This window comes from Enterobacter sp. DVT3837 (assembly GCF_056238685.1).
The window spans coordinates 1,612,254-1,635,598 of record NZ_JBWDLA010000002.1 but is presented as its reverse complement, the minus strand read 5'-3'; the positions used below and the strand labels follow the sequence as shown (position 1 = coordinate 1,635,598).

Annotated in this window: 26 protein-coding genes and 1 pseudogene; 15 read left to right on the top strand and 12 right to left on the bottom strand. The window is 53.5% G+C overall.

The window, feature by feature from the left end; translation table 11 throughout:
- The first annotated feature begins 9 nt into the window (after positions 1-9).
- A complete protein-coding gene (locus AC0XWG_RS22915) occupies positions 10-528 on the top strand; it encodes a YbjO family protein (RefSeq protein WP_114978491.1) in 519 nt (172 codons plus the stop codon).
- 40 nt (positions 529-568) lie between these two features.
- Positions 569-1,696 (top strand): 23S rRNA (uracil(747)-C(5))-methyltransferase RlmC, encoded by a 1,128-nt coding sequence (rlmC, locus tag AC0XWG_RS22910; protein WP_128347882.1) that lies wholly within the window; start codon positions 569-571, stop codon positions 1,694-1,696.
- 42 nt (positions 1,697-1,738) lie between these two features.
- On the opposite strand, the gene AC0XWG_RS22905 is transcribed toward rlmC, so the two are convergent.
- From AC0XWG_RS22905 to AC0XWG_RS22895, 3 genes are read right to left on the bottom strand one after another with little or no spacing between them, the layout of a single operon-like run.
- Entirely contained in the window at positions 1,739-1,984 is a 246-nt protein-coding gene (locus AC0XWG_RS22905; protein WP_128347883.1) for a hypothetical protein, read from the bottom strand.
- A gap of 28 nt (positions 1,985-2,012) precedes the next feature.
- Complete coding sequence (locus AC0XWG_RS22900; RefSeq protein ID WP_128347884.1) at positions 2,013-2,783, bottom strand: molybdopterin-dependent oxidoreductase; 771 nt, start codon at positions 2,781-2,783, stop codon at positions 2,013-2,015.
- A gap of 9 nt (positions 2,784-2,792) precedes the next feature.
- Positions 2,793-3,389, bottom strand: a complete 597-nt coding sequence (locus tag AC0XWG_RS22895; RefSeq protein ID WP_128347885.1) for a cytochrome b/b6 domain-containing protein — start codon at positions 3,387-3,389, stop codon at positions 2,793-2,795.
- 144 nt (positions 3,390-3,533) lie between these two features.
- Between AC0XWG_RS22895 and AC0XWG_RS22890 the strand changes: the two genes are divergently transcribed.
- Together AC0XWG_RS22890 and AC0XWG_RS22885 are read left to right on the top strand one after the other, a co-directional pair.
- Positions 3,534-4,256 carry a response regulator transcription factor gene (locus tag AC0XWG_RS22890; RefSeq protein WP_028019303.1) on the top strand — a complete coding sequence of 241 codons (723 nt, stop codon included), beginning with the start codon at positions 3,534-3,536 and terminating at the stop codon, positions 4,254-4,256.
- A complete protein-coding gene (locus tag AC0XWG_RS22885) occupies positions 4,253-5,725 on the top strand; it encodes a sensor histidine kinase (protein ID WP_128347886.1) in 1,473 nt (490 codons plus the stop codon). The genes AC0XWG_RS22890 and AC0XWG_RS22885 overlap by 4 nt, the downstream gene beginning before the upstream one ends.
- Before the next feature lie 42 nt (positions 5,726-5,767).
- On the opposite strand, the gene artJ is transcribed toward AC0XWG_RS22885, so the two are convergent.
- From artJ to AC0XWG_RS22855, 6 genes are all read right to left on the bottom strand, one after another.
- The gene (gene artJ / locus AC0XWG_RS22880; RefSeq protein WP_028019301.1) at positions 5,768-6,499 is read right to left on the bottom strand and encodes an arginine ABC transporter substrate-binding protein ArtJ; all 732 of its coding nucleotides are present in this window, start codon (positions 6,497-6,499) and stop codon (positions 5,768-5,770) included.
- 173 nt (positions 6,500-6,672) lie between these two features.
- Positions 6,673-7,341, bottom strand: coding sequence for an arginine ABC transporter permease ArtM (gene artM, locus AC0XWG_RS22875; protein WP_028019300.1), 669 nt, complete (start codon positions 7,339-7,341; stop codon positions 6,673-6,675).
- Positions 7,341-8,057, bottom strand: a complete 717-nt coding sequence (artQ, locus tag AC0XWG_RS22870) for an arginine ABC transporter permease ArtQ (protein ID WP_028019299.1) — start codon at positions 8,055-8,057, stop codon at positions 7,341-7,343. The genes artM and artQ overlap by 1 nt, the downstream gene beginning before the upstream one ends.
- A 6-nt stretch (positions 8,058-8,063) precedes the next feature.
- Complete coding sequence (gene artI, locus AC0XWG_RS22865) at positions 8,064-8,795, bottom strand: arginine ABC transporter substrate-binding protein ArtI (protein ID WP_028019298.1); 732 nt, start codon at positions 8,793-8,795, stop codon at positions 8,064-8,066.
- Between the two features lie 19 nt (positions 8,796-8,814).
- Positions 8,815-9,543, bottom strand: a complete 729-nt coding sequence (artP, locus tag AC0XWG_RS22860; RefSeq protein ID WP_028019297.1) for an arginine ABC transporter ATP-binding protein ArtP — start codon at positions 9,541-9,543, stop codon at positions 8,815-8,817.
- A 226-nt stretch (positions 9,544-9,769) separates the two neighbouring features.
- Positions 9,770-10,288: a lipoprotein gene (locus AC0XWG_RS22855; protein WP_028019296.1), complete on the bottom strand. Its 519-nt coding sequence runs from the start codon at positions 10,286-10,288 to the stop codon at positions 9,770-9,772.
- A gap of 97 nt (positions 10,289-10,385) precedes the next feature.
- Here AC0XWG_RS22855 and AC0XWG_RS22850 point away from each other — a divergent pair, with 97 nt between their 5' ends.
- The 3 genes from AC0XWG_RS22850 (at position 10,386) to AC0XWG_RS22840 (ending at position 12,427) form a co-directional block, all read left to right on the top strand.
- Positions 10,386-10,709, top strand: coding sequence for a heavy metal-binding domain-containing protein (locus AC0XWG_RS22850; RefSeq protein WP_023310944.1), 324 nt, complete (start codon positions 10,386-10,388; stop codon positions 10,707-10,709).
- Positions 10,706-11,536: an N-acetylmuramoyl-L-alanine amidase gene (locus tag AC0XWG_RS22845; protein ID WP_475681108.1), complete on the top strand. Its 831-nt coding sequence runs from the start codon at positions 10,706-10,708 to the stop codon at positions 11,534-11,536. Before AC0XWG_RS22850 ends, AC0XWG_RS22845 begins: the two co-directional genes overlap by 4 nt.
- A gap of 267 nt (positions 11,537-11,803) precedes the next feature.
- Positions 11,804-12,427 (top strand): helix-turn-helix domain-containing protein, encoded by a 624-nt coding sequence (locus AC0XWG_RS22840; protein WP_028019294.1) that lies wholly within the window; start codon positions 11,804-11,806, stop codon positions 12,425-12,427.
- On the opposite strand, the gene AC0XWG_RS22835 is transcribed toward AC0XWG_RS22840, so the two are convergent.
- The 3 genes from AC0XWG_RS22835 to AC0XWG_RS22825 form a co-directional block, all read right to left on the bottom strand.
- A complete protein-coding gene (locus AC0XWG_RS22835; RefSeq protein ID WP_475681107.1) occupies positions 12,428-13,057 on the bottom strand; it encodes a hypothetical protein in 630 nt (209 codons plus the stop codon).
- The gene (locus AC0XWG_RS22830) at positions 13,057-14,604 is read right to left on the bottom strand and encodes an ExeA family protein (RefSeq protein ID WP_128347892.1); all 1,548 of its coding nucleotides are present in this window, start codon (positions 14,602-14,604) and stop codon (positions 13,057-13,059) included. The genes AC0XWG_RS22835 and AC0XWG_RS22830 overlap by 1 nt, the downstream gene beginning before the upstream one ends.
- Positions 14,605-14,953: 349 nt before the next feature.
- Positions 14,954-15,651 (bottom strand): IS1 family transposase gene (locus AC0XWG_RS22825; RefSeq protein WP_223216367.1). Its coding sequence is split into 2 segments (ribosomal slippage): positions 14,954-15,402 and positions 15,402-15,651, totalling 699 coding nucleotides; the frame shifts between segments, so codons are not numbered across the junction.
- Positions 15,652-15,706: 55 nt separating this feature from the next.
- On the opposite strand from AC0XWG_RS22825, the pseudogene AC0XWG_RS22820 reads away from it, so the two are divergent.
- From AC0XWG_RS22820 to AC0XWG_RS22785, 8 genes and pseudogenes are all read left to right on the top strand, one after another.
- Positions 15,707-15,982 (top strand): annotated as a pseudogene (locus AC0XWG_RS22820) (GspH/FimT family protein); the annotation flags it as partial.
- Entirely contained in the window at positions 15,975-16,355 is a 381-nt protein-coding gene (gene gspI / locus AC0XWG_RS22815) for a type II secretion system minor pseudopilin GspI (protein ID WP_028019285.1), read from the top strand. The pseudogene AC0XWG_RS22820 and the gene gspI, both read left to right, overlap by 8 nt.
- Entirely contained in the window at positions 16,352-16,957 is a 606-nt protein-coding gene (gspJ, locus tag AC0XWG_RS22810; protein ID WP_257246869.1) for a type II secretion system minor pseudopilin GspJ, read from the top strand. The genes gspI and gspJ overlap by 4 nt, the downstream gene beginning before the upstream one ends.
- Complete coding sequence (gspK, locus tag AC0XWG_RS22805; protein WP_049005443.1) at positions 16,954-17,964, top strand: type II secretion system minor pseudopilin GspK; 1,011 nt, start codon at positions 16,954-16,956, stop codon at positions 17,962-17,964. The genes gspJ and gspK overlap by 4 nt, the downstream gene beginning before the upstream one ends.
- 15 nt (positions 17,965-17,979) lie before the next feature.
- Positions 17,980-19,113 carry a type II secretion system protein GspL gene (gspL, locus tag AC0XWG_RS22800; protein WP_257246870.1) on the top strand — a complete coding sequence of 378 codons (1,134 nt, stop codon included), beginning with the start codon at positions 17,980-17,982 and terminating at the stop codon, positions 19,111-19,113.
- Positions 19,110-19,595: a type II secretion system protein M gene (gspM, locus tag AC0XWG_RS22795; RefSeq protein ID WP_257246871.1), complete on the top strand. Its 486-nt coding sequence runs from the start codon at positions 19,110-19,112 to the stop codon at positions 19,593-19,595. The genes gspL and gspM overlap by 4 nt, the downstream gene beginning before the upstream one ends.
- Entirely contained in the window at positions 19,592-20,389 is a 798-nt protein-coding gene (locus AC0XWG_RS22790; RefSeq protein WP_129325272.1) for a prepilin peptidase, read from the top strand. The genes gspM and AC0XWG_RS22790 overlap by 4 nt, the downstream gene beginning before the upstream one ends.
- A gap of 255 nt (positions 20,390-20,644) precedes the next feature.
- Positions 20,645-23,338, top strand: coding sequence for a glycosyl hydrolase family 18 protein (locus tag AC0XWG_RS22785; RefSeq protein ID WP_475681106.1), 2,694 nt, complete (start codon positions 20,645-20,647; stop codon positions 23,336-23,338).
- The last annotated feature ends 7 nt before the right edge of the window (positions 23,339-23,345 follow it).

Sequence of the window (23,345 nt, the reverse complement as noted above, 5' to 3'; positions counted from 1 at the left end):
TTTCCAGTGATGTGCCGCGTACGACGCGGCACTGTTTTTCAGGGAAGTAAAACATTGGGATTATTAAAGAAATCACGTCTTACGCACGCTCGTCCAAACGTTCCTGCGCTGGTTCAGGTGGCGGCGCTCGCCATTATTATGATCCGCTGCCTGGATGTGCTGATGATTCTGAACACCCTGGGCGCGCGCGGCATTGGTGAATTTATTCACCGCAGCGTGCAGACGTGGAATCTGACGCTGGTCTTTCTGAGCAGCCTGGTGCTGGTGTTTATCGAGATCTACTGTGCCTTTTCGCTGGTGAAAGGGCGCAACTGGGCGCGCTGGGTCTATCTGCTGACGCAGGTGACCGCCGCCAGCTATCTGTGGGCCGCCTCGCTGGGATATGGCTACCCGGAGCTGTTCAGCATTGCCGGTGAATCCAAACGCGAAATCCTGCGTGCGCTGTTTATGCAAAAACTGCCGGACATACTGGTTCTGTTCCTGCTGTTTGTTCCGGCTTCCAGTCGGCGGTTCTTCCGCCTGCAATAATGTGTATAATCGCAGCCCTCGTGATTTTTAAGGTTTTCATATGCAGTGCGCACTCTATGACGCCGGTCGCTGCCGCTCCTGTCAGTGGATAGAACAGCCGGTCTCTCAACAACTCACCGCCAAAATGGCCGACCTGCAACAGCTGCTGGCAGCACACGCGGTGGGCGAGTGGTGCGCACCCGTCAGCGGCCCGGAGCAGGGCTTTCGCAACAAAGCCAAAATGGTGGTCAGCGGCAGCGTAGAAAAACCGCTGTTGGGGATGCTGCACCGCGACGGCACGCCGGAAGATTTAACTGACTGCCCGCTTTACCCCGCCTCATTTGAGCCCGTCTTTGCGGCACTCAAACCGTTTATTGCGCGGGCCGGGTTAACGCCTTACAACGTCGCCCGCAAGCGCGGCGAGCTGAAATACCTTCTGCTGACGGAAAGCCAGATTGACGGCGGCATGATGCTGCGTTTCGTGCTGCGTTCCGAAACCAAGCTGGAACAGCTTCGCGCGGCGCTGCCGTGGTTGCAGGAACAGCTTGTGCAGCTTAAGGTCATTACGGCAAATATTCAGCCGGTGCATATGGCGATCATGGAAGGGGAAAAAGAGGTCTTCTTCACCGAACAACACGCGCTGGCGGAGAATTTCAACGGTGTGCCGCTGTGGATCCGCCCGCAAAGCTTCTTCCAGACCAACCCGACTGTCGCCAGTGCGCTGTACGCCACCGCGCGCGACTGGGTTCGGGCGTTAAACATCCATCATATGTGGGATCTGTTCTGCGGCGTGGGGGGATTTGGCCTGCACTGCGCCACGCCTGAGATGCAGCTTACCGGGATTGAGATCTCTGCTGAGGCGATTGCCTGCGCCAGACAGTCCGCCGCTGAGCTGGGGTTAACGAATCTGCACTTCCAGGCGCTGGACTCTACGCAGTTCGCGACCGGGCAGGGTAATGTGCCAGAGCTGGTACTGGTAAACCCGCCGCGCCGTGGCATCGGACAAGCACTATGCGATTACCTGAGCCAGATGGCACCGGATTACATCGTCTATTCAAGCTGCAACGCGCAGACGATGGCGAAAGACATTGCGCATTTGCCGGGTTATCGCATTGAGCGCGTTCAGCTTTTCGATATGTTCCCGCACACTGCGCACTATGAAGTGTTGACGCTACTCGTTAAACAATAAGCAAAGCAGCCGGAGGGCGGTTGCCTCCGGCTGCGATGAGACTTACTGGCTCATGGCGTCTTTTTTACCCATCTCATCCTTTTTCATGTTGTCCATTTTGCCCATTTTGTCTTTCCCCATGTGATCCTTCTTCATGGCGTCTTTGCACATGTCGCCCTTACACATTTTATCGTGTGGCTGGGACATGTTGTCTTTTGCCATCGTCTCTTTGTTCATGGAGTCTGCCGCCTGCACATTTGCCATAAACAGAGCTGAAAGCACGGTTGCTGCAATGATCATTTTTTTCATGGTATTCCTCGTCGTTTACGTTGTTGTATTAACTGCCACCAAACCAGTTGTAACCCTGGTCTTCCCAGTAACCGCCGGGGAAGCGATTGGTGATTTCAATGACCTGAATATGCTTTGGGTTTTTGTATCCCAGCTTGGTCGGAATTCGGAGTTTCATGGGATAACCGTACTCAGGAGGGAGGATTTGGTTATCCCAGGTCAGGGCGAGCAGCGTTTGCGGGTGCAACGCGGTCGCCATATCAATGCTGGTGTAGTAATCATCCGCACAGCGGAAGCTGATGTATTTGGCGCGGGTGTCGGCACCGATCGCCTGCAGAAAATGGCGGAAGGGGATACCACCCCAGCGGCCAATGGCGCTCCATCCTTCCACGCAAATATGGCGCGTGATCTGGTTTACCTGCTGCATACGATACAACTCAGGCAGGGACCAGCTGCGGGTGTCTCGCACCAGGCCGCGAATGGCGAGTTGATAATCCCGGCCGTCGACCTGCGGAATTTGGTCGCGATCGTAAAAGGCGTTAAAAGGGAAAGGCCGGGTGATGTCGCTTTCGGTATATTCAGGTGCCAGATGACGGTCGCTGAACAGGAAACCCTGGACACGATCGTTAAAGCGCGACATTCGTGAAAGTGCAGTTTCAACACTGGCGTTGTCGCTCAGGTCACAGCCTGTAAGCAGCATAATCCCGCCTAACGTCAGCCCCTGTTTAAGAAAGTGACGTCGCCGTGCGTTTACGGATTTTTCGGCGTCCTTGACCAGATATTCCGCGTCGCGGGAAGAGAGAAAGGTTGGTTTTTTCATGAGATACCCTTAGCGACCGCGCAGCATTGCCAGTAATGTTTTAGGAACGAGCAGCACCATAAGCAGGTGGATCACGACAAACGCGACAATGAAGGACATACAAAAGAAGTGGATGTAACGTGCGGTGTCATAGCCTCCCAACAGTTCACGTAAAAGCGGAAACTGAACGGATTTCCAGATAACCAGCCCGGAAAGCACAAGCATTACGCCGGTTAATATGGCCAGCAAGTAGGCCAGTTTTTGCACCATGTTGTAGTGGTTGAGATCGGCATGCTGCAGTTTTCCCCGCAGGGCCAGCGCCATATCCTTGAGCAACCCCTTAACAGATAAAGGGAAAAAGGTGCGTGCAAAGCGCCCGGTGACAATACCTAACGTGCAGTAGATCAGGCCGTTAATACCTAAAACCCACATCATGGCGAAGTGCCACTGCAGCGCGCCGCCCAGCCAGCCTCCCAGCGTGAAAGAGGACGGAAAAGTGAATGGGAACAACGGCGAGGCGTTATAAATTCGCCATCCGCTGAATACCATGCCAGCCATGGCGACGGCATTAATCCAGTGACACACCCTGACCCAAAGGGGATGAATAACAGCTGTTGGCAGAGACATGGTGACCTCGTTATTCCATTGCGTGGTCAAATCCTAAGATAAATTCGGTCACCACATCCTCACGGAAGTTTAAATAAAATGTGATAACTCCGGCGGGCGTTATTAGGTAAGCTCAACTGTAATGAAACGGCGTGGATGTGGGTCATGAGTAACGCAAAGAAAATATTGCTGGTGGAGGACGATAGCGATATCGCCGCCTTCCTGAGCCTGAACTTAAAAGATGAAGGTTTTGAGATTGTGCACGAAGCCGATGGCGAACGTGCGCTGCTCCAACTGGAAAAACAGCACTGGGATGCCGTGATCCTCGATCTGATGCTGCCTGGCGTGGACGGGCTGGAGATCTGTCGCCGCATCCGCCAGATGACCCGCTATCTGCCCGTCATTATCATCAGCGCTCGCACCAGCGAGACGCACCGGGTGCTGGGGCTTGAGATGGGGGCTGACGATTATCTGCCTAAACCGTTCTCCGTTCTGGAGCTGATTGCTCGCGTCAAGGCGCTCTTTCGACGTCAGGAAGCGATGGGGCAAAATCTTCGTCTGGAGGCGGGCATTATTCGCTGTCACGGCATGGAAATTGACCCCCTGGCACGAGAGGTTCGCCTGCGGGGGGAAACCATCGACTTGACCCCGCGTGAGTTTGATTTGCTCTACTGGTTTGCCCGTCATCCGGGTGAGGTGTTCTCCCGTTTATCGTTGCTGGATCATGTCTGGGGCTACCAGCATGAAGGGTACGAGCACACGGTAAATACGCACATTAACCGTCTGCGCGTCAAAATTGAAAAAGATGCCGCAGAGCCAGATATCATCCTGACGGTGTGGGGGAAAGGGTACAAATTTGCCGTCGAAAAAGCGGAGCCCCACGCATGATAAGCCACTTAACCTTAAGCCAGCGCCTGTCACTTCTTTTTAGCGCCACGCTTGTTTTATGCATGTTTGTGGCATGTGGCGTGCAGCTTTATAGCAGTAAGCAGTACGGCGATGCCATGGTGCAACGTCTGTCAGCGGGGTTGGCGCAGCAGATAGTGAACAGTGAACCGCTTCTGGATAACCAGGGTAAAGCAAACACTGAGAATCTCAAATCGCTGTTCGATCGTCTGATGACGCTTAATCCCAGCGTTGAACTCTACGTCGTGTCGCCTCAGGGACATATTGTGGCAGACGCGGCCCCGGTCGGGCACATGAAGCGTCAAACGATCGACCTTACCCCGTTAAACAACTATTTATCCGGGGCTGCTTTCCCTGTGTATGGCGATGATCCACGAAGTCTGGATCAACGTAAGGTGTTCAGCGTGGCGCCGATCCTCCTTAACGGCAATCTGCACTCCTACTTGTATATTATTCTCCAGGGCGAAGACCTAAATGCACTGGCGAACACCGCGTGGCACAAGGCCCTGACCGACGCTATCGTAGGATCGCTTTTACTGGCATTACTCTTTGGCGCACTGGCCTGGTGGTTGGTCAAAAAATGGGTTACCCGTCCAGTGGAACAGTTAACCAGCGAGGTAAATGACCTTGAGCAGGACAGCATCAGCGCCATAAAAAGTCTGGCCGCCCGGCCGGTCAATCTGGCTCCTGAAAACGAAGTTGAACTGCTTCGTAACACGTTTATCGAATTATCGCGCAAGATTGCTTCACAATGGGATCAACTGGCTGACGGTGACCGCCAGCGCAGGGAGTTTATCGCCAATATCTCTCACGATCTTCGCACGCCGCTGACTTCGCTGCTGGGGTATCTCGAAACCCTATCGCTTAAGTCCGCCACGTTGAGTGCCGAGGAGCAGAATCAATACCTGGCTATCGCACTGCGTCAGGGACAGAAAGTGCGCCATCTCTCTCAACAGCTGTTTGAACTGGCGCGCCTTGAGCATGGGGGGATTAAACCGCAGCGCGAACGTTTTGCCATGGCTGAATTGATTTCAGATGTGGCGCAAAAATTCGAGCTGACCACACAGACAAGGCAGTTGCGGATGCATATAGACGTCCCTGGCCCGCTGCCGCTGGTGTATGCCGATGTGTCGATGATTGAGCGGGTGGTCACGAATTTGCTGGATAATGCCGTTCGCCATACCCCGGCAGGAGGCGAGATTTTTCTAAAGGTCTGGCAGGAGAATGGGCTTCTGCAGGTTGAGGTGGCGGACAGTGGCTCAGGTATCGAGCGTGCATTGCGTGACGATCTGTTTCAGCGTCCTTCTGCGTTAAACCCGCAGGCATCGCGGGAGAATCGCGGCGGATTAGGCTTGCTGATTGTGAAGCGAATGCTGGAGCTGCATGGGGGAGGGATCAGGCTGATGGATTCGGTGAGCGGGGCACGTTTCCGGTTCTTTGTGCCGTTGTAAGAAATTGCCGGGTAAGGCGAAACCATCACCCGGCAAAAATACTTACTGCGGGAACCACTGATCGCTGATTTTCTGATAGGTGCCGTCCGCTTTAATTGCTTTCAGGGCGCCGTTCAGTTTTTCCAGCAACGCTTTGTTATCCGGACGTACTGCAATGCCCAGACCGGTACCGAAGTACTGTGGATCGGTCACTTTCTCGGTTGCGGTACCCAGCTGCGGGTTAGTTTTCAGCCACTCGTTCACCACGGCAGTGTCACCAAACACGCCATCAATACGGCCATTTTTCAGGTCGATAATCGCGTTCTGGTAGCTGTCGTAGGCCACGGTTTTCACTTCAGGATGTTTGTCCTGCAGGTATTTCTGGTGCGTGGTGCCGTTTTCCATCCCAATGCGTTTGCCTTTCAGCTCGTCAAAGGATTTATAAGCACCTTTCTTCGCAATCACCACCGCCGAGTTGGCGTAGTACGGGTCGGTGAACGCGACCTGCTTGCTGCGTTCAGGCGTGATGTCCATCCCGGAGATCACCGCGTCGTATTTTTTGAACTTCAGCGACGGGATCAGGCTGTCAAAAGCATGGTTAGTAAAGGTGCAGTCGGCCTGCATTTGTTTGCACAGCGCTTTTGCCAGATCGATATCGAAACCGACGATCTGGTTGCTGGCATCCAGCGATTCAAACGGCGGATAGGTGGCGGACACGCCGAAATTGATTTTATCCGCAGCGGATGCGCCAGCGGCGAAGGTGGCGAGTAATGCGGCCAAAACTAACTTTTTCATTGTAATGCTCCCGTCTGTCTTATTTATGCGCCGTGTTTGCGGCCTGGATGTACAATGCCAGTTAATGAATTTGTATGCAATAAAAATGATTAAATATTATGTTTTCCGTAAAAAAAAGCGGATAACCCATCAGGTTACCCGCTCCATGAATACCGTTTTATGCATTCGCGTGGTTAATTTCTGCGCTCAAATGCCAGCGCTTTACGCTCAATCAGGCGCATCATCAGCGTCAACAGACCGTTAACCACCAGATACACCACGCCTGCGGCACCAAATACCATCACGTCATAGGTGCGTCCGTACAACAACTGTCCGTGACCCATCACTTCCATCAGGGTGATGGTGTAGGCCAGAGAGGTACTCTTGAACACCAGCACCACTTCGTTGGAGTAGGAGGAGAGCGCGCGCTTAAAGGCGTACGGCAGCAAAATCGCCAGCGTGTCTTTCTTGCTCATGCCCAGCGCCCCGCACGACTGCCATTGCCCTTCAGGAATAGCGCGGATAGCCCCGTAGAACAGTTGGGTGGTGTAGGCAGCACTGTTCAGCGAAAGAGCAATCAGGGCACACAGCCACGGCTCAGAGAGCAGGTGCCAGATAACCGGATAGTTCTGCAGCGACGGGAACTGGCCGGGCCCGTAGTAAATCAGGAAGATCTGCACCAGCAGCGGCGTACCGGTAAACAGGGTGATGTAGCCGCGCACAATCCACACCAGCACCGGCGTTTTCAGCGTCAGGATGATGGTGAAGATAAGGGCCAGGATCAGCGCCACGATGATGGACGCCACGGTCAGCGTCAGGCTGGTGTGCAGCCCTTTCATCAACTCGGGAAAATATTCAAGCATCAGCCTGGTCTCCGTTCAAAGCGCGTCGCACGCAGGTCAATACGCTTGAGGATGTACTGACTGAGCAACGTAATCACCAGGTAGATAGCTGCCGCCACAATGTACCAGGTAAACGGCTCCTGAGTACGGGTGGCGATGCTTTTGGTTTGCAACATCAAATCATTTACGCTTATCAGGCTCACCAGAGCGGTATCTTTCAGCAGCACCAGCCACTGGTTACCGAGCCCCGGCAGAGCATGACGCCACATTTGCGGCATCACCAGACGGAAGAAGATGGCTGACTTCGACAAGCCTAACGCCTGACCGGATTCCCATTGCCCCTGCGGTACCGCTTTCAGCGCACCGCGCAGCGTTTGCGACGCGTAGGCGGAGTAGAGCAGAGAGAGGGCAATGACGCCGCACAGGAACGGGCTAACGTCAAAATTCTCAATTTGCATCTGCACCGGGATCTGCGCAACGCCAAGATTAATGGTGAAGCCGTCCGACAGCATTAACAGCAGCTGTGAGGAACCGAAATAGATAAAGAGGACCACCAGGATTTCCGGTAGTCCACGCAGCACGGTGACCAACGCGGAGCCTGCCCAGGCGACGGGGAACCATTTTGCTGATTCCCACACCGCGAAGAACATCGCCAGCACAAGGCCGATAATCAGTGCGCAAACGGCAAGGCCGACGGTCATCCCGGCGGCGCTTGCTAAAGGAAAAATTTCATTCATCAGGAATTACTTCTGGAACCATTTTTTGTAGATGGTTTCGTAGGTGCCGTCTTTCTTCACTTTTTCCAGCGCAGCGTTAAATTTCTGCTGCAGCTCAGTGTTGCCCTGACGAACGGCAATCCCCAGACCGGTGCCGAAGTAATCCTTATCGGTCACTTTGTCGCCCACTGGTGCCAGCTTGTCGTTGGCTTTGAGCCACTCGGTCACGACAGCGGTATCACCGAAGACGCCGTCAATACGGCCATTCTGCAGATCCAGCTTCGCGTTCTGGTAGCTGTCATACGGAACAGTGGTGATTTCCGGATGTTTATCCATGATGAATTTCTGGTGCGTGGTGCCGTTCTGTACACCGACTTTCTTGCCTTTCAGCTGATCAACAGAGGTGAACTTCCCTTTCTGACCAATGAACAGGGCGGAGTTGTCGTAGTAAGGGGTGGTAAACAGCACCTGTTTTTCACGCTCAGGGGTGATGTCCATACCGGCCATGACGGCGTCGATACGGCGGAACTTCAGGCTTGGGATCAGGCTGTCGAACGCCTGGTTGCTGAAGGTACAGGTTGCGTCGATCTCTTTACACAGGGCGTTTGCCAGATCCACATCGAAGCCCACAATCTTGTTGCTGGCATCCATGGACTCAAACGGAGGGTAGGAGGCTTCCGTGGCGAAACGAATGGTCTGGGCTGCGGTAGCGGAAAGGGTAACGCCAGCAAGCAGCACGGCAAGTAATACTTTTTTCATTATATTTCCCCTGACACAATCAATGAGATAAATAGTTTTTGAAGGCATCGGTTTGCGGGTTAGAGAAACAGCTCGCATCACCTTGCTCAACGATATAACCGTTTTCCATGTAAACCACGCGGCTGGCGGTTTTGCGCGCCACTTCCACTTCGTGGGTTACGATGACCTGAGTGATATTGGTTTCCGCCAGCTCACGAATGATGCTGACGATCTGGGCGGTGATTTCCGGGTCCAGCGCCGCCGTCGGCTCATCAAACAGCAGTACCGCAGGCTCCATCATCAGCGCACGAGCAATCGCCACACGCTGTTGTTGCCCACCAGAAAGGTGCAGCGGATAGCGGTCGCTGTAAGGCTTAAGACGCAGACGCTCCAGCAGTTTTTCGGCACGCGCAATCGCCTGATCTTTGCTTAACCCCAGCACGCGGCACGGGGCTTCAATCAGGTTTTGCAGCACGGTCAGATGCGGCCAGAGATTATATTGCTGGAAGACCATGCCGACGTTTTGACGCAGCTCGCGAATCGCTTTATCTGACGGGGTTTTCGCGAAATCAAAATGGTTACCGGCGATTGCCAGCGTACCTGAACGTGGCATTTCAAGCAGATTAAGGACACGCAGAAGGGAGCTTTTACCTGCACCGCTTGGGCCAAGCAAAACCAGCGTTTCGCCTTCCGGGCAGTTCAGCGTGATGTCAAACAGCGCCTGGTGTGCGCCGTAGAAGCAGTTAATGCCGTTTAGTTTAATACTCATCGGGGCAGTCTTTACTCATCCAGGCAATCTATAGCAATTGAGGCCGCAGATAGTACCGTTGACAGAATAGTTATGCAATATTTCTGCGTTAAAAGTTAAATATAACCCGTATTTCCTCTTAAACATAGCACAAAATAGCGAACGGCAAGGTCGGCGAGTATAAATGTCGGCATTCCGAATGAAATGCCGCACATTTTTCGGGGGTTACAATTTTGTATCGGATGGTTTAACGGTTTTCAATCGACTGACGTAGCGTGCCTGCCGGGGCATGAACGCTGCCGCCGACGTAGCGTACGTCGTCCACCGCCCAGCATTGACCCTCACGGATCATCAGCACTTCATCCTGCCAGGTCTGAGTACCCTGAGTCAGCTTCACGCGCAGCGGAATGTTTCGCGCATCCGTATTCGGAATAGTTGACGCGCTGGCCACTTCGGCGCTGTCAGGCAGCGTGGCGCGGCTGGAGAACGGATCGGATTTCAACAGCGCGTTGTGCTGCGGATCGCGGGTGGCGTCGTTCAGCAATTTTGCCAGCCCATCGCTCAGATACGGGCGCAGGCCGGTGAGATCGTTGCTGCGGTGCTGAATGCGATAATCATAGAACTGCTGCGCCACGGTGTCCGGGCCGCCATCAATACAGGGGCCGCTGCGGGTACCGATATCCTTAAAGGCTGGCGTGACCGTGGTGGTACAGGCGCTGAGCACCAGCGCGCAGGGCACGAAAAGTGTTAAAGCAGAATAGCGCATGTTGATTTCCTTATTTATTAACTATCCTTTCAATCATAGCGTAACGAACCGATAATGCTGTGCCTAAGGCATTGAACGCTAAAGAAGGAGATAAAATATGCAGTTTTCAACGACGCCAACCCTGGAAGGGCAGACCATTACCGAGTACTGCGGTGTGGTCACCGGTGAAGCGATTCTCGGTGCCAACATCTTCCGTGACTTTTTTGCCGGCATCCGCGATATCGTAGGTGGACGCTCTGGCGCATACGAAAAAGAGCTGCGCAAAGCGCGCGAGATCGCCTTTAAAGAGCTCGGCGAGCAGGCGGAAGCCCTCGGCGCGGATGCGGTCGTGGGGATTGATATCGACTACGAAACGGTCGGGAAAGATGCCAGCATGCTGATGGTGAGCGTAAGCGGTACGGCGGTGAAAACTCTTCGATGACGCGTTCGCTTACGGCGCTCCTGCTGGCGCTGTTGCTGGCAGGGTGCTCCGCTGAAAAAGGGATTATTGATCAAGGTGCCTACGAGCTGGATACCCGGCATCAGGCGCAGGCGGCTTACCCGCGCATCAAGGTGCTGGTGATCCACTACACCGCGGATGATTTTGACAGCTCGCTCGCCACGCTAACGGATAAAAACGTCAGCTCTCACTATTTGATCCCTGCAAAGCCACCGGCACCGAAAGGAAAACCGCGCATCTGGCAACTGGTGCCCGAGAGCGAGCTGGCCTGGCATGCAGGCATTAGCTTCTGGCGGGGTACTAACCGTATCAATGATACATCTGTCGGCATTGAGCTGGAAAACCGTGGCTGGCAAAAGACGTCTGGCGTTAAGCACTTTACTCCTTTTGAACCTGCGCAGATCGCGGCGCTGGTGCCGCTCGCCAAAGACATTATTGCCCGCTACAACATCAGACCTGAAAATGTCGTGGCCCATTCGGATATCGCGCCGCAGCGTAAAGATGACCCCGGTCCGTTGTTTCCGTGGCGGCAACTGGCTCAGCAAGGCATCGGCGCATGGCCCGATCCCTCACGTGTTGCGTTCTATATGAACGGGCGTCCGCGCTATCAACAGGTGGATACTCCCGCGTTACTCGATCTCCTTGCGCGTTATGGCTATGAAGTACCTGCAGACAGTACGCCGGCGCAGCAAAAACGCATCATCATGGTCTTCCAGATGCATTTCCGGCCCGATCTGTGGAACGGAGTCGCGGATATCGAAACGATGGCCATTGCAGAAGCACTTCTAGAGAAATACGGGCAGGGGTAATCCTTCGGATTGCCCCCGAATGCGCCTGTTTATGCTGAATTGCTTGAGATTAATCTTAAGTACAAACTTAATTCATTTTTAGTTAATTGACTTAAAATTATCCGGATTTAAGATAGACACATAGCTTGCTAAGTAATGCAGCAAATAAATATAACGTACTCGTCCTTTATTTTCTCCTTGAGAATATCATCAGGAAAATATTAAAAGGTTAAGGTTTTATACCTTAGTCTTGCTTTTTAAATTTCACATCTTAAATCGGGTATAATAATGTTAAGCATCTATGCGAAAAAATTACGTCCGCAGCATGAAATGGAAACCATTATCTCTGCAACGTCAGGTTTTGAAGAAAGAACCTTAAAGAAATGGCAAAAAATATCGACCTCTGATTCACAGTATATTCATATTATCGTCAGCGGCGAAGTTGAGTTCCGCCGTGAATCCGACGAGCTGTGTATGTTCACTGTGACGGGCCAGTGCATTTTTGGTCTCTCTGCCATGTACTACAACGCAACGCACATGTATGGCCTCGTTCGTGCCAATACCGTGGTGCGCTCAATTAAAAAAGAGGTTTTCGCCCAGCTAATGACTGAAAACAACTTATGGCCGGAACTGACTAAAGTCCTCTCCTGGTACATTTGTATGCTGAGCAAACGAGACGATGTGTTGGTTGCCCGCAGTGCCTATTCAGTCGTACGCGAATTCCTGTACGAAATTAATGAACTGATTATTCATCATCAACGTGATATTAATGTTTATGATTATATTCAGGAGTACACCAATCTGGCGCGTAGTACCATCATTAAAATTCTCTCCGACCTGAAAAAAGGTCAGTATATTGTCGTGGAAAAGGGGCGTCTCCTTAATATGGCAACGTTGCCTGAGAAATATTAATTATTCCAGCCGATCGCCTTTCTGACTCAAAGGCGATCGGGTATCTGCTTTATGTAATACACCAGACTGTGAATTCTCCTGCGTTTCGTCAACTGGCGGCGCGGGAATTTTTCCGTGCGAGTAATCCTGTTCTTGTTCTTTTAACGCCTGCTTAAACAACTCGGTTAACGATGAATTATTTGTGTCTGTGCTGGCGGGCGAAACATCGTGAGCTTCAGTTCCGGGTAACGTATCCCGCGACGTATCGTGCGGTTCCGTACCCTGAGGTGCCTGCTGCCAGTCGGCATCATCGCTGTTAATGGGAAGATCCTGCATGGCAGGAATATCATGGTGTACTGGCGCAGGTTTCGGCTCCGGATGCGGGAACGGCTTACTCACATACACATAGTGCATATCTGAAATCTGCGTCTCGGGTTTTACGACGCTGACTTTTTTTGCCAGTTCCGGTGCGGGATGACGCAGGTTCCAGTAGGTATGCGTGTACAGTCCCGCCATCAGCATGGTACACAGACTCACCATCCATACGACGGTGTTGGTGAATATTGTTCTCAGGTGGGGGAAACGATACGAAAACCAGACCGCCTCCCCGGTTGTGTAGCTGCGCTGAGCCGCAAGACAGATGGTAGACATCAGGAACGCCCCTCCTGCGTTTGAGTGGTCTGAATCAATACGCTCGGCGTGGTATTGGTTACGCGCATTAACTGCATCAACGTCTCTTCCCCGGGAATACCATCCACATGCAGATGCATTTTTTGCTGGAACTCGCGGGTGCGTTTCATCATTTCCGTCGTCCAGGTTTGAGAGTGGGTTTCCGGTTGGGCAAGGGCCTGGCTCAACTGCTGGTCAAGCCAGGTCATATCTTTACTGTCGCTGGCGGCGCCGATCGCGTCTTTACCTTCCGGTGTCAGGCTGTGCAGTTGGGTGTAGTTTCCGGTCGCGTGTTGGTTAAACCAGTTGCGGCTCACCTGCCAGGTGCGGTTGTTCATCAGCAGGTCGATTGAGGTCTCTCCGACGCGGGCGACCACAGCATAGTTAAGGTGGTTACCCGTTTTCAGTTCACTGATCCACGGATAGCCTTCCTGTGTCAGCGCCTCCGGTGAGGCATTTCCCTGTTTACACATCAGGTTCACTTTAGCGGCGTTTTGACACAGAGCATCGTCCGCCGAGGCGTCATAACCCCACATCAGGTAGAGCTGATGCATGGCATCTGACGGGGTGATCATTTCGTTATCGATAACCGGCACAACAGGCGCCTGAACTTTTGGCGTCTGATGCCGCCAGCTTACCGGAACCGGCAGCTGAATCGGAAGGCGTGCCGTCATCGCTGAGCTGAAATACCAGCCGCAGGCAGCGAATAGCACAGACGCGAATAATCCCACGGTAGCCAGGCGCTTACCGTAATTTTTCCCGGGCAGGACTTCTCCCGCGGCCAGGCGTAAATGACGTGGGCTGACCTGGCTTGCACGCTCGGTCCAGGCGGCAAGCATCGCGAGGTGCGCCAGTTCATTCAGCTTGCTGATATTCCCTTTGGTCAGGGCATGCATTTTACGCACGCGGGCCGGGGTTAACGGTGAGTTCTCGCATCCCTGTTCGTCACACTGCGCCTGCACGTAGTTGAGATATTCCCGGCAGGTGAGTGAGCGCAACGTGTGATGGGTATGCGTATATTCCCGCAACACAGATTGCTGCATCAGGACAGCTTCCTGAGCTGTTGTGCCCATCAGCACGATGGAAAGAGCAAACTCCATCTCCTGGGCGCGCGTGAGCAACAGAGCCAGCACCTCCCGGCAGGTGTCTTTCATGGCTTCGGTGTGGGCGATCACCAGCACTTTCGACCTGGTTTTACCGCCTTGCCACTGGTGCAACACCGCATCTACCGCCTGAATCCGGTTCTTGTTCTCTTTCGTTCCCGGGTTGAGCTTATACAGCAGGCTACTGGCACTCAGTTTTGGGAACGCGTTGATGGCAAGAACATTAGGGTTAGCAGATTTCAGGGCATCGCTGAACTGGCCCAGCAGCGGGAGATCGTCAGAAAAGAGCCCCGTAATTCCCGCCAGCTGGGTTTTCTCTTTCAGCAGGTTGAAAACGTCCTGATGATAAGGCACCAGAAAATCCCCGGATAAACGAGTGATCTTCCGAAAGGGCGGATTTTTAAAATTAAAGTGGCTCTGATACATAACGACTTACCGTCTCTGATTGAATAGCAACAGGACGAGAAAGTAAAGCAACGCCACCGAGGGGGCAATTTATACACAGGGTAAAAATATCCTGCTGTCGATACCTAACATCTGAATTTTATACGGTCAATATGTTTTTTCATGAAAGTTAGCGGCAAAGCCAGTGGTCGTATTTATCGCGAGGTATTACGCTTTCCACACATATTAGTGCAGTGTGATGCTGCTTATTTTCGCTTTGCTAAAGGCCAGATGAAAAATGAGGTTCTCATATCTGTCTCGGTGGATAACGCCTTGCATTATGTTTGTGCTGTTAATTTTTTGCGGCCAGCAAGGGGGTAATGACTCCAACTTACTGATAGTGTTTTATGTTCAGATAATGCCCGATGACCTTGTCATGCAGCTCCACCGATTTTGAGAACGACAGTGACTTCCGTCCCAGCCTTGCCAGATGTTGTCTCAGATTCAGGTTATGCCGCTCAATTCGCTGAGTGTAACGCTTGCTGATTACGTGCAGCTTTCCCTTCAGGCGGGATTCATACAGCGGCCAGCCATCCGTCATCCATACCACGACCTCAAAGGCCGACAGCAGGCTCAGAAGACGCTCCAGTGTGGCCAGAGTGCGTTCACCGAAGACGTGCGCCACAACCGTCCTCCGTATCCTGTCATACGCGTAAAACAGCCAGCGCTGACGTGATTTAGCACCGACGTAGCCCCACTGTTCGTCCATTTCCGCGCAGACGATGACGTCACTGCCCGGCTGTATGCGCGAGGTTACCGACTGCGGCCTGAGTTTTTTAAGTGACGTAAAATCGTGTTGAGGCCAACGCCCATAATGCGGGCGGTTGCCCGGCATCCAACACCATTCATGGCCATATCAATGATTTTCTGGTGCGTACCGGGTTGAGAAGCGGTGTAAGTGAACTGCAGTTGCCATGTTTTACGGCAGTGAGAGCAGAGATAGCGCTGATGTCCGGCAGTACTTTTACCGTTACGCACCACGCCTTCAGTAGCTGAGCAGGAGGGACAACTGATGGAGATGGAAGCCACGGGAGCACCTCAAAAACACCATCGTACACTAAATCAGTAAGTTGGCACCATTACCCAGTTGGTGACGCTCGACGATAAAAACGGCGAGCGGCACTGGGTACCGTTATCCGCAGGTCGTATTACCACCAAAGGCGATTTCCCTGAGGAGATGCACGTTTCGCTCTCGCCGCAGCGCCTGGCCGCCACGGTCGCCTCCGAGCCGCAGGTGCTCTTTTTGCCGGATGGTGAAATCAGCCGCTTCACGCTGACGCTGCAAAGCTACGACAAACAGCACCATTTCCGCGTGGTGTCGCAAGGTGCGGCCCCGGTATCGGTAGAAAACGATGACTAAAGGCAACGCTAAGCAAAAGGGCATGACGCTGCTGGAGGTGATGGTCGCGCTGGTCATCTTCTCGACTGCCGCACTGGCGCTGATGAACTCGGTCTCCCTGAACGTGCGTTTCACCCATGGTCTGGCCGACACATTGCAGGCGAGCTGGGTGGCCGAGAACCAGCTGGCGGAAGCGCAGCTCGCGAAAACCGACTTCCCGGATGCTGAGCAGCAGGGAACGGAAATCATGGGCGGACGCAGCTGGAACTGGCGCAAGCAGCGTGTCAAAACCGCCGACAACAGCTGGGCTAACGCCATCCGCGTGTATGCGGAAGGCGACGACAGCCAGCCGGTAATCTCACTGCAAATCATTGGGCCGGGAGAGAGCAAGTGAAGAAAACCCGACGCCAGCGCGGATTTACCTTGCTGGAGATCATGATTGCGCTGACCATCTTTGCGGTGATCAGCACCCTGGCCTGGCAAATTCTGGACGGCGCGATGCGGACCAGCTCGGCCACCGATGCCAGCGCGGCGAAGCTCAATCAGCTTCAGCGGGCCTGGAACCTGATGGAGCGTGATTTCTACCAGCTTCAGGCGCGCGCCCCGCGTAACGAGCCGGATCGGTTTCGTCAGGTTGGTGATGTGCTTGAACTGACCACCCTGAACGGCGTGAGCGGAACGGTACAACTGGAGCGCGTGCGCTGGCGGCTGGAAGAGGGGCGCCTTTATCGCGACGTCTGGCCGATGATTGACGGCCCGGCGGACGCCAAACCCGACGAGGTGCCGATTGTCAGCGAGGTGAAATCCCTGCAGTGGCGTTTTTACCGTCAGGGCTGGCTGAAAAGCTGGAGCGACCCGGCGCATCTGCCGGACGGCGTAGAACTGACGCTGACCATGGAAAACGGTGATACCTGGCGCTGGGTGTTTACGACCCCGGGCGATCTGCCGGAAGCTGCGTCGCCTGTGTCGCCAGCGGCACCGGAAGCAACATCATGAGTGTATTACGCAAACAGAAAGGGGTGGCCCTGCTGGTGGTGTTGATCCTGCTGGTCATGATGTCGGCGCTGGCCGCTAAAATCAGCCAGCAATTTTGCCGCAACCTGCAAAAAACGCATTACCAGGTGAGCCAGCAGCAGCTGCGCTGGGCGATGCAGGCGCAGGAGAAGGTGGTGAAAGACCGGCTGCAAGCCGACGCCAGCGGCGAGAGTAAAGCCCTCACGCTTGAGGGCGACTGGCATCAACCGCTGGAAACACGCGGGGAAGACTATACGGTCGTCAGCCAGATAGAAGATGCGCAGGACTGTTTTAACGTTAATAACCTGCTGGCCGCTGAGAAAATAGCGCAAGGGCAAAATGTGCCTGTCACGCCGGAAAAATCGCGTAAAGAGCAGATTGTTGAACAGCTTCTGACAGAGAGTGGCCTGAGTCACAACACGGCAGAAGAGGTGTATCAACAGCTGGTGGACTATCTCGATGGCGATACGACGACGGCCAAAGAGGGTACCGAGACCGATGCCTGGGCTGGCGTGGTGCCCGCCCGACAACCGGCGAACCAGATGATGCGCACGATTGCGGAGATTACGCTGCTGCCGGCATTTCCGGCAACGGCATACCCGAAGGTGAACAAGCTGTTATGCGCATTACCGGACTCCGCCAGCAAGGTGGATGTGAACACGCTGAAACCGGCGCATGCGTCCTTACTGGCCGCAATGTTCCCCGGAAAAATGACCGAAGATGACGCCCTGCGCCTGATTGAATCGCGCCCTGAAACTGGCTGGGAAAATATGGAAGCGTTCAGCAAAGCGCTGGAACGGGCCTTCCCACAGCTAAAGGACGATCTCCCGCAGGTGGCTGAGTTCTTCTCAACCAATAGCCGGTATTTCCGCGTCAATTATACCGGCAATACCGATGAATTAACGCTTCGCGTGGTGAGCCAGCTTCAGGTCAACAGTGAGGCTGGCGAGATCGTGACGTGGCAACGTCGTTACCGAATGATTGAATAAGAAAAGTTGAACGCTATGAAACAGGTACTTTTTGTTCGTCCCGACAGCCGCGAGGACGGGAAAATAATGTGGTGTCTCTCCGGCAGCGAACAGGTTGAGGTAGTGGATAGCCTGGACGCACTGGTGGAGCATCCTCTGGCAGCCCGTGTTTGTCTGCTGCTGCCCGCGAGCAACATGATCTTCCGCCATTTTACGCTGCCGAAGAAAGTCGCCTCGCAGGCGACGGCGTTCTCGTGGATGGCAGAAGAGACGCTGATGGGTGATGTGGACAACCTTCACTGGACGGTGCTTAACAAAAAGGGTGCCGAGGTTGACGCCGTAGCCATCGACGCCGATTGTCTGCGCGGGTGGTTAACCCGCTGCCAGGAGGCCGGTTTGAAGGTCATACAGGCGCTGCCGGATGCCTGGCTGCTGCCCGCAACGGCAGGCGGAAGCACGCTTGTCGCCATGGACAATGGTTACTGGCTGCGTTCATCGCCGCATGCCGCCTGCGAAATAGCGCCGGGCCTGTTGCCCCTTTTACTGCAGAAAGCGGGAGAGGGGGAGGTGTGCTGTTACGGGGAAACGCCTGCCGATGTTGACGTCGATGTCGTGCAACCCTGGCAGCATCCACTGGTGTTGATCCAGCCGCAGTGGCAAACCTGCCGCGTCACGCTCCTGCATGGGCAGTTCAGCGCGAAAGCGAGCACAGGTAAAGCCGCGAAGAGCATCAAAGCGGCGATGGTCGCAGCGGGCCTGCTCTCTCTTGGCCTGTTACTGGGCCCGCGGATCGCCATGGCATGGATGCTGGTGCAACAGGAAAATCAGGTTCAGCAGGAGATCCTTCAGGTTTATCAGCATCACTTCCCCAGTATACGTCAGCAGACCAATATCAAATATCACTTTGGTCAAAACATGAAAAAGCAGAGTAAAGGGATATTTCTGCAACTGGACGATCTGGAAAAAGCCAGACAGGCGGTACCAGGAATGGAGATCTCTCTGCTCGAATACGATGCCCAGCAAAACTCGCTGACGCTGAGCGTCAGTTCGCAAAGCCAAACTGCATTGCAGACTTTTGTGAATCAGGCGGGTGAAAATTTTGATTTCACCCTGCAGCCTGTTTCTACGTCTGCTCCTTATACCGCTATGATCGCCGGGAAATATAAATGAAAGCGCGAATCGCACAGCTCAAGTCTCGTTACCAGCATTACAGCGCCAGAGAAAAAACCATCCTGAAAATATGTGCTATTACCGTATTGGGGGGCGCTATATATTATACAGGGGTTATTCCTCTGGATAATATGATTCAAAATAGTAAAGCCACGCTCACCAGACAAAAAGAGACGCTGAACTGGATGCGCAGCGAAATAAATAAAAACCACCTTCCGGTTCAGGTTGTTAAAACAAACAATCCGCGCACGGTGGTGGAAAATAGCGCACATGAAATTAATCTCTCTCTGACCGATGTGCGTCAGGATGGACAAACATTATCGTTCGTGGTTAGTCGCGTTAATGTCTACGAATTAAAAAGCTGGCTGCGGGAAATTAACCAGACATCCGGTGTCAGACTGCAAAAAATGAACCTCACACCGGTCGATCACCTCAGCGATGTGAAAGCAGAAATACAGCTCACCTGGAGCAAAACCGCATGAATACTTTCGCGCTGATGCGGGACACCTGGCCTGTGGGGTTCCCGGCAATGAGTGCGATATTGGGCAGCATTGTGGGGAGTTTTCTTGGCGTCGTCGCCGAGCGCGTACCTGGCATGGTGATGGAAGAGGAAGGCAGTAGCAATTTGCTGTTCCCAGCCTCGCACTGCCCGGTATGCCAGCACACGCTTGCCGCCTGGGAGAATATCCCGCTGGTCAGCTGGCTTGTTTTACGCGGACGCTGTCGAAGCTGCCACACCGCCATCCCATTGCGGATATTTTTAATCGAACTTTTTTCTGCACTTTTTTTTGGTATTACAGCCTGGTGTATGCCGGACGTACAGGCATTGTTTTCCCTTTGGCTGCTGGCCGCTTTTTTATTGCCGCTGACCATGATCGACTGGCGCTATCAACTGCTGCCGGATTGCCTGACCCAGCCGCTGCTCTGGGCGGGATTGCTGCTCCATGCTTTTGACCACCGGTTGCCTTTACGGGATGCGCTGTTCGGTGCCGTGGCGGGTTACCTGTCGCTCTGGTTACTTTATTGGGCGTTTCGCCTGACAACCGGGCGGGAAGGTCTGGGGTACGGCGATTTTAAGCTGCTGGCGGCCTTAGGGGCCTGGTGCGGCTGGCAGTCGTTGCCTGTACTTGAATTAGTGGCAGCGTTGAGCGGTATTGTCGGCTATTTCACGTTATTTAATTTAAATAAAAATAACCTCACGATTTCTTTCGGGCCGTATCTCTCATTTGCTGGAATAGTGGTGTTTATTAGTCAGCAGTTTGCTTTCATTTTTTAAATATTCAGGTCAAGTTTTTTTATAAATTTTTTTGACGGTGGAAGAGAAGGACGTCTCTTTGCGCCCAGTGTATCGTAAGGGATATAAGCTACACGGAATTGGGGCTTGTATCTTTTTATGGAGGAATACAACGCAGCAAAAACGTTTTTTTTCTCGGTTTTCAGATTGGTTAAATACGCATTACGCAAAAAGCTCCATGTTCTCAAGGAAGACATGGATGATTAACGTTACGAATAAATTTATCAGGAAATAAAAATGAAATTTATGAAGCCTAAATATCTGGCGCTCTTTATTACGGCGGCAACCAGCTCCGCATTTGCTGCAGCACCGGGTACACCGACGATCGGCTACGGTAATGACAAATTTGCCCTTGTTGAAGTCGATCAGGCAGCACAGGATTACAACAGCCTTGTCAAAGTACATAAAGACGGCGTGGATGTAAAAGTGGAGTGGAACGTCTGGAGCGGTGATGCACCGACGTCCGCGAAGGTGCTGCTGGACGGCCAAACCGTCTGGACCGGTGCGGGCAGCGCATCAGGCTCTGCCACCTTCAAGGTGAAAAAAGGCGGACGTTACCAGGAGCAGGTAGAGCTCTGTAACACCAGCGGTTGTAGCAAAAGCGCCAGCAAGCTGATTATTGTCGCGGATACCGACGGTAGCCACTTGCTTCCTCTCAATACTACCATGAAGGAAAACAACAAGACCTTTGCTCAGCACACTGACAAAGTGGTGGGGGCTTACTTCCCGGAATGGGGCGTCTATGACCGTAACTTCCAGGTCGATAAAATCCCGGCGGCTAACCTGAACCATATTCTGTATGGCTTCATTCCAATCTGTGGCGGTGACGGCATCAACGACAGCCTGAAAACCATCGAAGGGGGTAACAGCTTCCAGGCGTTGCAACGCGCCTGTAATGGTTGTCCGGATTATACCGTTGCCATTCACGATCCGTGGGCGGCGCTGCAAAAACCACAGGCCGGCGTTTCTGGCTGGGATGACCCCTACAAAGGTAACTTTGGTCAGTTGATGGCGCTGAAAAAAGCACATCCTGGGCTGAAAGTACTGCCATCTATCGGTGGCTGGACCCTCTCAGATCCGTTCTTCCAGATGAACAACCCTGCTATTCGCTCCCGCTTCGTAGCATCGGTGAAAGAGTTCCTGCAAACCTGGAAATTCTTTGACGGTGTGGATATCGACTGGGAATTCCCGGGCGGCGGCGGTGAGAACACGGCACTGGGTAATCCGCAGCAGGATAAAGCGACGTATACCGCGCTGATGCATGATTTGCGCACGATGCTGAACGAACTCTCCAGCGAAACGGGCCGTACTTATGAACTGACCACCGCGATCGGTTCCGGCAAAGATAAGATCGAAGACGTGGATTACACCACCACACAGCAGTATCTCGATCACATCTTCCTGATGAGCTATGACTTCTACGGCGGCTGGAGCAATACAGAGTTGGGTCACCAGGCTGCGCTGAAAGCACCTGCATGGCGTCCGGACACAAACTACACCACCGAAAACGGCGTTAACGCGCTGCTGCAGCAGGGCGTACAGCCTGGCAAGATTGTGGTGGGAACCGCCATGTACGGCCGCGGCTGGACGGGGGTTCATGGTTACACCGGCAACAATCCGTTCACTGGCACCGCCACCGGCAAGGTGAAAGGGACCTGGGAACCGGGCGTGGTTGACTACCGTCAGATTGTGAATGAGTACAAAGGCAAGCCGGGTTGGGAATACGGTTACGACGCAGACGCGGAAGCACCGTACGTCTTCAATAAATCCACTGGCGACCTGATCACTTATGAAGATGCGCGCTCTGCTGCCGCAAAAGGCAAGTATGTTATGGCGAATCAGCTGGGCGGTCTGTTCTCATGGTCCATTGACTCAGATAACGGCGACATTCTGAACGCCATGAATGAAAGCCTGCTGGGCGGTAGTTCAACCCCGGTTGAACCTGTTGTCACCAACCATGCGCCGATTGCCTCCTCGACCGATCTTAACGTCTCTGGCCCGGCGACCGTAACGCTCGACGGGTCTGCTTCCAGCGATCCGGATGGCGATGCAATCACCTATAAGTGGACCCAGATTTCTGGCCCATCGGTGACGCTCACCAACAGCACCAAAGCGAAAGCCACCTTCAACGTGGCTGCGGTGACCAGCGATCAGGCGATGGCATTCCGCCTGACCGTGACTGACGCGAAAGGACTGAGCAACGCGATTGATGTGCAGGTTGTAAACAAAGCGCCAAAAGCGAACCAGGCGCCGGTTGTGAACCCAATGGAAGCAGTGACGCTGCAGGCAGGTGAAACCTATGCGTTGCACGCGCAGGCTGCGGATCCAGACGGTGATGCACTGACCTACGCCTGGAGCGTTCCGGCGGATATGCACGCGACCGGGACTGATACGGCGAACGTGAATATCACTGCGCCAGATGTGACCTCCGCCTCGACTTACACCCTGAGTGTCGTCGTAAGCGATGGTAAAACCAGCGTGCAGTCTAACGTGCAGGTCACGGTGAATCCTAAACCTGCTGACGTCACCCCGCCTGCTGATGAAGTGACCCCTCCGTCTGATGAAGTGACACCTCCTTCGGATGAAGGCACGGCAACCGGTAGCTGCGACGCGCCAGTCGATGCTAACGCCAGCAAATATGCCGCATGGGATGCCAGCAAAATATACAACAATGGCGACACCGTGAGTGCCGACCACCTAGTGTGGAAAGCGAAATACTGGACGCAAGGTAACAAACCTGGCTTCGGTGTGGATGCCTGGGAACTGGTGAGCAACGTGAAGATGAACTGGCGTTCTGATCTGGTCTACAACGGCGGTGAAACCACCACTTACCAGGGTAACGTTTACCGTGCCAAATGGTGGACCCGTGGCGATAACCCGGCTAATAGCGACGTATGGGTGAAAGAAGGCGCATCAACAGATTGCAAATAATCTAACC